The organism is Kocuria sp. CCUG 69068 (genome assembly GCF_020833785.1).
GTDB classification, from domain to species: Bacteria; Actinomycetota; Actinomycetes; order Actinomycetales; family Micrococcaceae; genus Kocuria; species Kocuria rosea.
The window spans coordinates 1-12,534 of the sequence record NZ_PDDL01000100.1 but is presented as its reverse complement, the minus strand read 5'-3'; the positions used below and the strand labels follow the sequence as shown (position 1 = coordinate 12,534).

Genomic DNA, 12,534 nt, shown 5'->3' with positions numbered 1-12,534 from the left:
CGGCCGGGGCGGTGCAGCGAGGACGGGTTGCCGCCGCGGGCCAGCTGCTCGGCGACCGCGGCGAGCGCGGAGGGCCGGAGGGGCGCGGTGGCGGCGTGGTCGAGGTAGACGGGCTCGTGCGGCACGGACTCCAGTCTAGGGCCCCGGCCCGGGCGTGCGTCCGGCGTCCGTAGACTGGCGGTCATGCTCCGCATCCTCTTCCACACCCCCGAGATCCCGGGCAACACCGGCAACGCGATCCGCCTCGCCGCGGTCACCGGGGCCGAGCTGCACCTCGTGGAGCCGCTGGGCTTCGACTTCGGCTCCGCGCACCTGCGCCGGGCCGGCCTCGACTACCACGACCTCGCGGTGCTGACCGTCCACCCGGACCTGGACGCGGCCTGGGCCGCCCTGGCCCCGGAACGGGTCTGGGCGTTCACCACCGACGGCGAGGTCTCGCACACGGACGTGGCCTACCGCCCCGGGGACGTGCTGCTGTTCGGACCCGAGTCGGTGGGCCTGCCCGCCGCGGTGAAGGCTGACCCGCACGTCACCGCGCGGGTCCGCATCCCCATGCTGCCGGCCCGGAGGTCGCTGAACCTCGCGAACTCGGCGTCCATCGCCGTCTACGAGGCCTGGCGCCAGCTGGGCTTCGCGGGCGCCGGGAGCTAGCCCCGGCGACCGGCCGCCCGCCGGGGCCGGCCGCTCACTGCTGCTCCTCGGCGTCCCCGACCGTCACGTCCGCGGTGCGCTCCTCTCCGTCCCGCACGAACGTCATCGTCCCGGTCCCACCGGCGGGCAGCTCGCGCACGGCCGCCGTCAGGGAGCTCGCGTCCTGGATGCGGTGGCCGTCGAACTCCGTGATCACGTCGCCCACCTCCAGTCCGGCCTCGTCGGCCGGCGAGCCGGGCACGACCTGCTCCACCGCGGCGCCGTCGGAGAAGGCCCGGCTCCGGCCGTCCGCGCCCGGGGCGGCGCTCACGCTCGTGCCGAGGTAGCCGTGCGTGGCCCGGCCGTTGTTGATGATCTCCACGGCCACCCGCTGGGCGGTGTCGACGGGGATCGAGAAGCCCACGCCGATGTTGCCGGCCTCCGTGCCGGAACCGGCCGAGGCGATGGCCACGTTGATCCCGATCACCTCGCCGTCCGTGTCGATCAGCGGCCCGCCGGAGTTGCCGGGGTTGATGGCCGCGTCGGTCTGGATCACGTTGAGGAACACCGACGGCGAGGATCCCTGCGAGCGGCCGCCGGAGCCGCCGTCCTCGTCGGGGAAGTTGAAGAAGAAGTCGTTGCCGCCGCCCTGCTCCTCGCCCTCGCCGTCGCCCTCCGACGGCGTGGACGGCGCGGCGGAGGAGGCCACCGTGATGGTCCGGTTGAGGGTGGAGACGATCCCGTCGGTCACCGTGCCCGCGAGGCCCAGCGGCGCGCCGATCGCGATGGCCGTGTCGCCCACGTTCACGTCGTCCAGGGAGCCCAGGGTCGCCGGGGTCAGCCCCTGGGCGTCGACCTTGAGCACCGCGAGGTCGGACAGCGGGTCGGTGCCGACCACCTCGGCCGGCAGCACCCTGCCGTCGTCGAGCTGCACCTCGAGGGAGGGGCTGCTCGTGGTCCCGTCGAGGGTCACCACGTGCGTGTTGGTGAGGATGTGGCCCTCGTCGTCGATGATCACCCCCGAGCCGGAGCCGTTCTGACCGCCGCCGGACGCGGAGATCGTCACCACGGACGGGGACGCCTTCACGGCCGCCGCGGTGACCGCGTTCACCTCGTCCTGGTCGTTGACGATGACCGAGCTGGACGTCGACCCGCCCGCCGCCGGTGCCGCGCCGCCGCCGTCCAGCAGGGCGTCCGTCCCGACGGCCGCCCCCGCCCCCACCAGTGCGGCCAGGACCATGCCCGTCACGAGCGATCCCCCCGAGAAGCGCCGCCGCTCCCGGCGGCCCCCGGTGCCGCTCCCGGTGCCGTTCCCCCACGGGTGCCGGGCGGCGGGGTCCCCGGCGCCCTGCCACGCCCCGGCGTAGGGGCCCGCGTCCTGGCCGCCGGCCTGCGGTGCCCCGTGGCCGGCGCGCGCGTCCTGCTCGGCGCCGGACGCCCACGGGTCGTGGGCCGGACGGCCGTAGACGGGCGGGAGGGGCTGTGTGAGCTGTGGATCGGCACCGTACCGCGGGTCGCGGGGCTCGGACATGGGGGTCTCCTCCTGGAAACGGACGGGCCCGGCGGTCCCCGGTGCGGACGGGGTGGCACGGGCGGCTCTGTCCCCAAGTATCCACGTCCGCACTGAGACGACGCTGAGAGCCCTGGCCGTTCCCCGGGCGCCGCCCGGACGGCGGCCGGGGACCGCCGGGGCCCGCCCGCAGGTCATCAGCCGCCTTGTGGTTTCGCCCTGCGCGTAGGTCCGGCGCCGATCGCCACGCCGTGACGCCCTCGCCCTAGAATCGGGAGCACCGACCACGTGAGGGAGATCATGCACTGGCGCCCCATTGCCCGCCGGACCGCCGCCGGCTGCGGCCTGACGCTCGCCCTGTTCGTACCCGCGGGAGCGGCTCTCGCCCAGCCGCCCGTCGACGTGCCCCCGGGCGAGCGGATCGTCGACGAGTCCGGGGTGCTGGAGGATCCCTCCGCGCTGGCCGCGGACGTGCGCGAGCTCGCCACCCAGGAGGGGATCACCCTCACCGCCGTGTTCGTCGACACCTTCACCGACCCCTCGGATCCCGACGAGTGGCTGCAGGAGTTCGCCGAGCTCAACGGGCTCGGCAGCTCGGACGCGGTGCTGGTCGTCGCCACGGAGGACCGGCAGCAGCGCTTCTCCGCGTACTCCACGGGGCCCCTCAGCACCGAGCAGCAGGAGCGCATCAACCGGCAGTTCATCACCCCGGCGCTCGCGGCCGACGACTGGGACGGCGCGGTCGAGGGGGCCGTCGAGGGCATCGAGACCGAGCTCTCCGGCGCCCCCGCCGGGACCGGGGAGAGCTCGGACGGGGGCGGCGCGGGCTTCGGCCTGCTCGGTCTCGGGGCGCTCGGCCTCGGCGGGCTCGCCGTCCACGGCATGGCCTCCCGCAACAAGAAGCGCCGGCAGCAGGGGTCCGCCCCGCAGGGCGGGCCCGGCGGCCGGGGCGCTCCGCAGGGTCCCGCCGGCCCCTACCAGGAGGTCCCGGTGCCGGAGCTGCGCAAGCGGGCCGGGGAGCTGCTGGTGTCCACCGACAACGCCATCCAGCACTCCGAGCAGGAGCTGGCCTTCGCCCAGCTGCAGTACGGGGACGAGCAGGTCGAGCCGTTCCGCCGCGCCGTCCAGGACGCCAAGAAGCACATGCAGGCCTCCTTCGCCCTCCAGCAGCAGCTCGAGGACCACATCCCCGACACCGAGGAGCAGCAGCGCGCCTGGCTCGGCGAGATCATCGCCCGCTCCCAGGACGCCCAGCGCCCGCTCCAGGAGCACCAGGAGGCGTTCAGCTCGCTGCGCCAACTGGAGTCCCGCGCCCCGCAGGCGCTCGAGGAGGTGCGGCGCCAGGCCGAGGCCGTGCGCCCCCGCTTCGGCACGGCCGACGCCCGGCTGCGGGAGCTCACCGCCCGCTACAACGACACGGCGCTCGCCCCCGTCAAGGACAACATCGACCAGGCCCGGGACCGGCTCGACTTCGTGGACACCGCCGTGGAGGAGGCCCGCACCGACCTCGCCGCCGGGCGCACGAGCGACGCCGTGCTGGACATCCGCGCCGCCGAGGAGGGCGTGGGGCAGGCCGGGGGCCTGCTCGACGCCGTGGAGCACGCGGCCACCGAGCTCGCCCACGCCGAGGAGTCCCTCAAGGACGCCGTGACCATCGCCCAGCGGGACGTCGCCGAGGCGGACGCCCTCGTCCGGCGCGGCTCCAACCCGGAGCTCGCCGGGGCCGTCGCCGGCGTCGGCGCCGTCCTGCGCACCGTCGAGGAGCAGATGGGCGCGGGACGGATCGACCCGCTCGGCCTGAGCCGGCGTCTGGCAGTGGCCAAGGACGAGCTCGACAAGGGGCTCGCGTCGGTGCGCTCCCAGAACGACCGGGACCGCTCCGCGCGGGAGACCCTCGCCCACACCCTCGTCTCCGCGCAGGCCCAGCTGAGCTCGGCGAGCGAGTACATCTGGGCCCGCCGCGGCGGTGTCGGCCCGGAGGCGCGCACCCGCCTCGCGGAGGCCGAGCGCTACCTGGAGGCCGCCCAGCAGGCCCGGAAGTCGGACCCCTCCGAGGCGCTGACCTGCGCCAACGAGGCCGTCCGTCTCGCCGGCGAGGCCCAGTACATCGCCCAGCAGGACGTCGACTCCTTCTCCTACGGCGGCTTCGGCACGCCCGTGGGGATGGGCGGCCACCGGGGCCGCTCCAACAGCGGTCTGGGCGGCGCGATGCTCGGCGGCATCCTCCTCGGCTCGATCCTCAACGGCGGCGGAGGCTTCGGCGGTGGCGGCGGCGGATTCGGCGGCAGCTTCGGCGGCGGGTTCGGCGGTGGCGGCGGAGGCTTCGGCGGCGGCATCGGCGGCAGCTTCTGATCCGCGCCGACGGGCGCCCGCCGCCGGACGGGCACCGCGCACCGCCGCCCCTCTGACCCTCGTCCGCCCCGTGACCCCTGACCGACCCACCGTCCCCGACCGACCCATGATCCCGGGAGCCCCTCCCGGGAAGCACCAGAGGAGAGAAGGAACCATGATCAAGCAGTCCATCTTCGGCCGCATCGCCCAGCTCGCGAAGGCCAACATCAACGGCATGATCGACGCCGCCGAGGACCCCCAGCTCATGCTGGACCAGATGGTGCGCGACTACACCGAGAACATCCGCGAGGCCGAGGCCGCCGTCGCGCAGACCATCGGCAGCCTGCGCCTGCTCGAGCAGGACCACGCGGAGGACGTGCGCGAGTCCCAGGAGTGGGGCAACAAGGCCCTCGCGGCCTCGAACAAGGCCGAGGAGTACCGGGGCGCCGGCAAGTCCTCCGAGGCCGAGAAGTTCGACAACCTCGCCAAGGTCGCCCTCCAGCGCCAGATCCAGTACGAGACGGAGGCGCGCGGCGCCGAACCGCAGATCCAGTCCCAGACCCAGGTCGTGGAGAAGCTCAAGGACGGGCTCAACAAGATGCGGGGCAAGCTCCAGGAGCTGTCCAACAAGCGGGACGAGCTCAACGCCCGGCAGAAGACCGCGCAGGCGCAGTCGCAGGTCCAGGACGCGCTCAAGGCCTTCGACGTGCTCGACCCGACGAGCGAGGTCTCCCGCTTCGAGGACAAGATCCGCCGCGAGGAGGCCCGTGTCCTGGGCCAGCAGGAGCTCGCCGCGTCCTCCCTGGACGCGCAGTTCGAGTCCCTCGAGTCCCTGGGCCAGCAGTCGGAGATCGAGGCCCGGCTCGCCGCCCTGAAGTCCCGCAACGCCGAGCGGATCGTCTCCTCCGAAGAGGTCTGACCCCGCCCCGTCCCCGGGCAAGGAGGAGCCCCCACGGCCGCGGCCGTGGGGGCTCCTCCGTGCCCGGGGTCCTCCGGGCAAGGCGAAGGCCCCCGGACCGTGACGGTCCGGGGGCCTTCCGTGGTTGCGGGGGCAAGATTTGAACTTGCGACCTCTGGGTTATGAGCCCAGCGAGCTACCGAACTGCTCCACCCCGCGGCGACATGTATGACTATACGTGCCGCGGGGTGGACCCGCAAATCGGCTACTCGGCGGGCTGCTCGGCCGGCTCCTCGGGGGCCAGGGCGCCCTCCGCCTCGGGGGCGACGACGCCGTCCGCCTCGAGCGCCCGCTCGATGGCGTCCTGCAGCCGCTGCTGGGCCTCGCCGTAGGACGTCCAGTCGCCGTCCTGCAGGGCCTCCTCGGACTCCTGGATCGCCTGGTTGGCGTCGCTGAGGGCGTCCTCGAGGCTGGCGCCGCCGGCCGGGGCCTCGGCCCCGTCCTCGCCGGCGCCGTCCGGGCTCCCGGCCTCCGCCTCGTCGACGCCCGCACCGGACGACGTCTGGGCCCCGGAGTCGCCCTGGAAGACCTCGTCGAGGGCCTCCTCGAGGGTCGGCGCGAAGCCCACCTCCTCGCCGAAGCCGACAAGGACGCGGCGCAGCGTCGGGTACGCGGCGTCGCCCGAGGACTGGACGTAGACGGGCTGCACGTAGAGCATGCCGCCGCCCGCGGGCAGGGTGAGCAGGTTGCCGTTGATGACCTCGGAGGCGCCCTGCCGGAGCAGGTTCAGCTCCGTGGAGACGTCGGTGTCCGAGTTGAACAGGTTCTGCGCCTGGCCCGGGCCCGGCACCACGGAGGAGCGCGGCAGCTCCAGGAGGCGCAGCGTCCCGTACTCGTCGCTCTTCACGCCGTCCTCGCCGGTGCCGGCGTCGGAGTTGGCGGAGAGGTACCCGTACATCACGTTGCGGGTGTTGCCCGTCTCCGACTGCTGCGGGATGAAGGAGGTGGTGAGCGAGAAGTTGGCCTCCTCCTCACCGGGCATCCGCATCGACAGGTAGTACGGGGGCAGCGCCACGTCCGAGTCCTGCGTCGGGTCGTTGGGCACGGACCACACGTCGTCGTTCTGGTAGAAGCTGCCGGAGTCCGTGACGTGGTAGCGGTTGAGCAGCTCCCGCTGGACCTTGAACATGTCCTGCGGGTAGCGCACGTGCGCCATGAGCTCCGCCGACATCTCGGAGTAGGGCTTGAGCGTGCTCGGGAAGACGTTCTGCCACGCCTTCAGCACCGGGTCCTGGTCGTCCCACGCGTACAGGTTCACCGAGCCGTCGTAGGCGTTGACCGTGGCCTTGACCGAGTTGCGGATGTAGTTGACCCGCTCCGGCGGCAGGGCCGCCGCGGCGCCCTGGGCGGTCTGCGTGTCCTGCGTCGCCTCCTGCAGCACCGACGGCGTCGAGTACGGGAAGGCGTCCGAGGTGGTGTAGGCGTCCACGATCCACTGGACCTGACCGTCGATGATGGCCGGGTACGGGGCGCCGTCGACCGTCAGGTACGGGGCGACCTTCTCGATGCGCTCGCGCGGGTCCCGGTCGTAGAGGATCTGCGACTCCGGGCGCACGGCGTCCGAGAGCAGCATGTCCGAGGACTGGAACTTGATGCCGTAGGCCAGCCGGTTGAAGAAGTTGCCGATGCTGGGCCCGCCGTTGCCGGCGAACGTCGTCTTGGCGTCGCCGGCCTCGTCGCCGGCCGTCTGCGGACGGTCCAGCTCGAGGGGCTCGTCGCCCTCGGCGCCGCCCACGATGGAGTACAGCGGGGAGTTCTCACCGAAGTAGATGCGCGGCTCGTAGTCGTCCGAGATCACGCCCCGGGACGGGATGCCGGACTGCATGAACTGCGGCTTGCCGTCCACCTCGACCCGGTTGCCGTAGGCGGCGACCACGCCGTAGCCGTGGGTGTAGACCACGTGCTGGTTGAACCACCCCTGGTTCTGGTCGGGGTTCAGCTCACGCGTGGCGATGACGGTGTCCTGGACCTCGCCGTCGATCTCGTAGCGGTCCACGTTGAGGGTGTCCGGGAACTGGTAGTAGGGGCGGAACTGCTGCAGCTGCGAGAACGCCGCCGAGACCACGTTGGGGTCCAGCAGACGGATGTTCGAGGTGGTCTCGGTGTCCTGGCGCAGGGCGCCCTGCTCGGTCTCCGTGGTGGCGTCGTACGGCATGACCTCGGCCGCGTCCAGCCCGTAGGCCGACCGGGTGAGGTCGATGTTGCGCTGGATGTACTGGCTCTCCAGGGCCTGCTCGGTGGGCGTGACCTGGAAGCGCTGGACGATCCACGGGTAGATCCCGCCGGCCACGACCGCGACCACGAGCAGCATGGCGGTGCCGATGATCGGCAGCCGCCAGCGGCCGATGAAGGACGCGACGACGAAGAGGACCGCGACGATCAGCGCGGCCGCCGCCAGGATCGCCTTGGTGGGGATCACGGCGTTGACGTCGGTGTACAGCGCGCCGGTCCACGTCCCGGATGTGGACTGCAGCGTGGAGTACCGGTCCAGCCAGAAGTTCGCGGCCTGGAGCAGCAGGAACAGCGCGGCCAGCACCCCCAGGTGCACACGGGACGCCCGGGTGGTGCTGAGCCCCCGCTCGGTGATCCGGATGCCGCCGTAGACGTAGTGCATCAGGATCCCCGCCACGCCGGCCAGCAGGATCGCCGAGACCAGGAACCCGATGAGGAAGCGCAGGAACGGGAGGGTGAAGACGTAGAAGCCGATGTCGAGGCCGAACTGCGGGTCCTCCTGGCCGAACGGCTCCTGGTTGAGGAACAGCAGCACGGTGTCCCACTGGGTCATCGCCGTGCTCGCCGCGAAGAGCCCGAAGAGCACGGGCACCACCACGATGACGATCTTGCGGACCGGCTCGAGGGCCTCCTGGTAGCGGCGCAGGTTGTCGTCCACGATGGACTCGGCCGTGATCGGCCGGCTGCGGTAGGCGAGGAAGAGGCTGGCGAACATCAGCGCCGCCACGAGCACGGCGGCGACCACGAAGATCACGATCTTGGTGACGTTCTCGGTGACGAACACGCTGAGGTAGCCCAGCTGGTCGTACCACAGGACGTCCGTGTAGAGCTGCGTCAGTCCCACGAAGGCGGCCACGAGGACCAGGACGACCACGACCGTCGGCCACAGCGCACCCCGTTTCCGCCGCTGTCCTGCTGGCTGCTGCCTCGGTGGTCGGGGGGCTGTGGGTCCGGCGGTCACTGGTTACCTCTGCAATCGGGGTCGTTCGTCAGGTGTGGTGCGTGAAGTCGTGGGGTGCGGCCTGCGTCGAGGAGGAGCGCCGCCGGCGGGTCGCCGGGGCACCCCGTCCATTCTGCCCGCGGGCTTCTCGGGGGTGCAATCGTGCACACGGCGCCCGTCATCGGGCGGCGCACCCCGGCAGCGCGGAGAGGTCCCCGCCGCTCCCGGCGGCCTCGGCGGCGGCCACGGCGTCGTCGAGGGTGCGCACGGACACGACCGTCAGCCCCTCGGGGACGTGGCCCTGCGCCTCGGCGCAGTTGTCCGCCGGGGCGAGGAAGACCTCCGCCCCGGCCGCCGCGGCCCCCTCGAGCTTCTGCCGGATGCCGCCGATGGGCCCCACCTCCCCCTCCGGGGTGATGGTGCCGGTGCCGGCCACGTGCCGGTCCCCGGCGATCGAGCCCGGGGTCATCTCGTCGACGATCCCCAGCGCGAACATCAGCCCCGCGCTGGGCCCGCCGACCTCGTCGAGCTCGAACGCCACGTCGATCGGGAAGTCGTAGGCGGCCAGCAGGAACACACCGAGCTGCCAGTTCCCCGACGCCTCGTCGCGCACGGTGTCCACCTCGACGTCGCGCGGCGACCCGGCCCGCTCGACCTGCAGGGTGACGCCGCGCTCCCCCGCCGCGTCGAGAGCCGACTTGAGGGACGGCAGCGACGAAACGGGCTCCCCGTCCACGCCGCGCAGGACGTCGCCGTGCTCGAGCACCCCCTCCGCGGGGCCGCCCGGGACCGTCTCCTGCACGGAGAGCCGGGTGCTGAAGTCCTGGCCCAGGTGCGTCAGCGCGGCGGCGACCGAGTCCTCCTGCGAGCTGCTCATCGCCGCCATGCTGTACTGGTCGGCCTCCTCCCCCGACACGTCCCGGGGGTAGAGGGTGTCGGCCGGCACCACGGAGGCGGACGGGTCCAGCCAGGACACGAGCACGGTGAGCACGTTGACGTTCTTGTTGGGCCCGCCGGTCACGTAGACCGTGGTCAGGTCCAGGACGGAGTCGCTCGGGTAGGTCGGGGCGCCGGAGACCCCCAGCAGCTGCCGGCCGTCGTGCTCCCCCACCGTGTTGAACGTGGGCCCGGGAGCCTCGATCACGAACGGGGCGGGCAGCACCGTCCCGGCCAGCAGCAGCCCGGCGGAGCCCAGCAGCGCCCAGGACTCGAGACCGCGGCGGCGCAGGGCGCGGCGCGGGCGGGGGGATGCGGTCACGGGCGGTCCTCGGCGTCGTCGTCGGAGGGACCGGAGGCTGTGAGGCCGCACGGTCCGGACGGTCCAGCTTATCGCGCGCGACCCGGCCCTGAGCTTCCAGCGAACTGGGAGTTGGCTCATGGTCGGCCCCGTCCGGTGCTCGCTACGCTGGGAGCAGAGACGTCGGGCGCGCCCGTGCCGCCCGATCCCCCGACCCGATCGAAGAACGGTGGACCCATGACTCCCCAGCCTCCCAACGACCGCCCCGGGAACACCCCGGGCGACGACTCCGGCGACGGCCCCAAGGACCCCTTCCAGGAGATGCTCGAGCGCCTCATGGGGCAGAGCGGGATGAGCCCGGAGGACCTCCAGCGCGCCGGCGTGCCGGTGGACCCCCAGGCGATGTCGATGATGTTCCAGCAGATCCAGTCCATGATGGGCGCCGGGGCGTCCGAGGGACCGGTCAACTGGAAGCTCGCCCACGACCACGCGCGGCAGATCGCCGCCGCCGACGGCGACCCGTCGGTGACCCCCGCCCAGCGCGGCGCGGTCGAGGACGCGATGCGCCTCGCCGAGCTGTGGCTGGCCGACCACACCGAGTTCGGCCAGACCTCGATCCGGCCCCAGGCGTGGTCCCGCGCGGAGTGGATCGAGGCCACCCAGGAGACCTGGAAGGACATGACGGGCCCGGTCGCGGAGTCCGTGACGAAGGCGCTCACCGACGCCCTCACCCAGCAGCTGCCCCCCGAGCTGTCCGCCATGATGGGCGGGGCCTCGGGGATGCTCGCGGGCGCCGGCGGGATGCTGTTCGGGATCCAGCTGGGCCAGGCCATCGGCGGCCTGTCCCGCGAGGTGCTGTGCTCCACCGACATCGGCCTCCCGCTCGCGGAGGGCCGCTCCGGGCTGCTGCCCGCCAGCATCAGGGCCTTCGGCGAGGGCCTGGACATCCCCGCGCAGGAGATCATGCTCTACGTCGCCGTGCGGGAGGCGGCGCACGTCCGGCTGTTCGCGGCGAACCCGTGGCTGCGCCAGCACATCCTGGACCTCGTCAAGCGCTTCTCCGCGGGGATCCACATCGACATGTCCCGCATCGAGGAGGCCGCCCGGGACATCGACCCGATGGATCCCTCGAGCATGCAGGAGGCCCTGTCCTCCGGGATCTTCGCCCCGCAGCAGACCCCGGACCAGGAGGTCACCCTCAAGCGGCTCGAGACGGTGCTCGCCCTCGTGGAGGGCTGGGTGCACGTGGTCACCGTCGCCTCGACCGCCAACCTGCCCTCCGGGGAGGCCCTGTCCGAGACCGTCCGGCGGCGCCGCGCCGCCGGCGGGCCCGCCGAGCACGCGTTCGGCTCCCTCGTGGGGCTCGAGCTGCGCCCGCGCCGGCTGCGCGAGGCCGCGCAGTTCTGGGAGTACGTCGGCGAGCGTCGCGGGGTGGAGGACCGGGACGGCCTGTGGGACGCCGCGGAGCTGCTGCCCACCGACGAGGACCTGGACGACCCCGCGGGCTTCACCGAGCGCCGCGGGCTGCTCACCGCGTCCGAGGACGAGGTCGACGCCGCGCTCCAGCGGCTGCTCTCGGGCGGCTACGAGGGCCCCGACGGCGGGCCCGGCGCGGACGGCGGTCCGGCCACGGACCCTGCTCCCGGCGCGGACGGCGGGCCCGGCACGAGCGGCGGTCCCGGGCGGCCGGAGGACGACGGGCCTCAGGACGGGGACGGCTCCCGCTGATCCGCGCCGGCGCGTCCTGCGTGCCGGTGCGCCCACGCGGCGCCGTCCAGGAACGCCCGGGCCTTCTCGGCGAGGGGGTAGCGGGCCTCGAGCTCCCGGAACCGGGGACTGTGGTCGGCCTCGAGCAGGTGCGCGAGCTCGTGCACCAGCACGAAGTCGAGCACCCACTCCGGGGCCTGCTGGAGCTGCGCCGAGATCCGGATGACGCCGGTGGCCGGCGTCGCGGAGCCCCACCGGGTGTGCTGCCGCCCGGACCACCGCACGTCCGAGGGCCGGGCGCGGCCGTCGAGGTGTCGCCGCGACAGCTCGTGGGCGCGCTGCAGGAGGTGGTCGTCGGAGCGCCGGTCGGCGCCCTTGGCCGCCTCGCGGCGCCGGCGCTCCACGACCCGGGGCACCAGCTCCCGGGTCCAGTGCTCGATCTCCCGCCGGGTGGCCGTCTGGGGGACCGAGAGCACCACCGTGTCCTCGCTCCAGTGGGCGGACACGGTCTTGCGCCGGCGGGCGGAGCGGCGCACGACGACCTCGGGCTGCGACGGTACGGGCATGGGGCCATTGAACACGCCGCGGGCACGGGCCGCGAAACGCCGGCACGCGCCCATGTGCACGGCGCTCCGCCGTGCACTGTGGACGACCCGCCGGCGGGCGCGCCGCGGGCACGGTCCGGGCGAGAGTGACGACGTCCCGCCCGCGCGTCCCGGAAGGCGTCCCGTGCCCACCACTCCGTTCCCCGGCCCTCCTCAGGGTTCCCCGCACGACCCGGAACTGCGCCTGTCCTGTCTCGAGCGGCCCCGTCCGGACGAGGTGCACGTCCTGCTCCTGGGCCTGGACGGTCTCGCGGCGGCGCTGGCCGTGCGCCTGCTGCGCTGCGGCGTGCTCGGGCTCAACGTCAGCGACACCGCGCCCGTCGCGGCCGCCGACCTCGGGACCGGCGCGTACCGGCCCGCGGACGTCGGCCGGTCCCGCGAGGC

At 73.5% G+C, this 12,534-nt stretch carries 8 protein-coding genes, 1 tRNA gene and 2 pseudogenes; 5 read left to right on the top strand and 6 right to left on the bottom strand.

Annotated features, from left to right (window positions below):
• Positions 1 to 125, bottom strand: a pseudogene (locus CRM73_RS15360) (cysteine desulfurase NifS); the annotation flags it as partial.
• A 58-nt stretch (positions 126 to 183) separates the two neighbouring features.
• On the opposite strand from CRM73_RS15360, the gene CRM73_RS15355 reads away from it, so the two are divergent.
• Positions 184 to 651, top strand: coding sequence for a tRNA (cytidine(34)-2'-O)-methyltransferase (locus tag CRM73_RS15355; protein WP_017833618.1), 468 nt, complete (start codon positions 184 to 186; stop codon positions 649 to 651).
• 34 nt (positions 652 to 685) lie between these two features.
• On the opposite strand, the gene CRM73_RS15350 is transcribed toward CRM73_RS15355, so the two are convergent.
• Positions 686 to 2,161, bottom strand: coding sequence for a S1C family serine protease (locus tag CRM73_RS15350; RefSeq protein ID WP_109243507.1), 1,476 nt, complete (start codon positions 2,159 to 2,161; stop codon positions 686 to 688).
• A gap of 279 nt (positions 2,162 to 2,440) precedes the next feature.
• On the opposite strand from CRM73_RS15350, the gene CRM73_RS15345 reads away from it, so the two are divergent.
• Positions 2,441 to 4,492 carry a TPM domain-containing protein gene (locus tag CRM73_RS15345; protein WP_229588340.1) on the top strand — a complete coding sequence of 684 codons (2,052 nt, stop codon included), beginning with the start codon at positions 2,441 to 2,443 and terminating at the stop codon, positions 4,490 to 4,492.
• A 154-nt stretch (positions 4,493 to 4,646) separates the two neighbouring features.
• Positions 4,647 to 5,390, top strand: coding sequence for a PspA/IM30 family protein (locus CRM73_RS15340; RefSeq protein WP_017833616.1), 744 nt, complete (start codon positions 4,647 to 4,649; stop codon positions 5,388 to 5,390).
• Between the two features lie 121 nt (positions 5,391 to 5,511).
• On the opposite strand, the gene CRM73_RS15335 is transcribed toward CRM73_RS15340, so the two are convergent.
• The 3 genes from CRM73_RS15335 to CRM73_RS15325 all read right to left on the bottom strand — a co-directional run bounded on the left by CRM73_RS15335 (position 5,512) and on the right by CRM73_RS15325 (position 9,859).
• A tRNA-Met gene (locus CRM73_RS15335) sits at positions 5,512 to 5,588 on the bottom strand.
• Between the two features lie 46 nt (positions 5,589 to 5,634).
• Complete coding sequence (locus tag CRM73_RS15330; protein WP_368797217.1) at positions 5,635 to 8,622, bottom strand: UPF0182 family protein; 2,988 nt, start codon at positions 8,620 to 8,622, stop codon at positions 5,635 to 5,637.
• 157 nt (positions 8,623 to 8,779) lie between these two features.
• Entirely contained in the window at positions 8,780 to 9,859 is a 1,080-nt protein-coding gene (locus CRM73_RS15325; RefSeq protein WP_229588336.1) for a S16 family serine protease, read from the bottom strand.
• 216 nt (positions 9,860 to 10,075) lie between these two features.
• Here CRM73_RS15325 and CRM73_RS15320 point away from each other — a divergent pair, with 216 nt between their 5' ends.
• Positions 10,076 to 11,566, top strand: a complete 1,491-nt coding sequence (locus tag CRM73_RS15320) for a zinc-dependent metalloprotease (RefSeq protein ID WP_109222093.1) — start codon at positions 10,076 to 10,078, stop codon at positions 11,564 to 11,566.
• Here CRM73_RS15320 and CRM73_RS15315 read toward each other — a convergent pair.
• The gene (locus CRM73_RS15315) at positions 11,542 to 12,111 is read right to left on the bottom strand and encodes a M48 family metallopeptidase (protein WP_035927587.1); all 570 of its coding nucleotides are present in this window, start codon (positions 12,109 to 12,111) and stop codon (positions 11,542 to 11,544) included. The two genes, CRM73_RS15320 and CRM73_RS15315, sit on opposite strands and share 25 nt — an antisense overlap.
• 163 nt (positions 12,112 to 12,274) lie before the next feature.
• Between CRM73_RS15315 and CRM73_RS15310 the strand changes: the two are divergent.
• Positions 12,275 to 12,534: pseudogene (locus tag CRM73_RS15310) on the top strand (hypothetical protein); the annotation flags it as partial.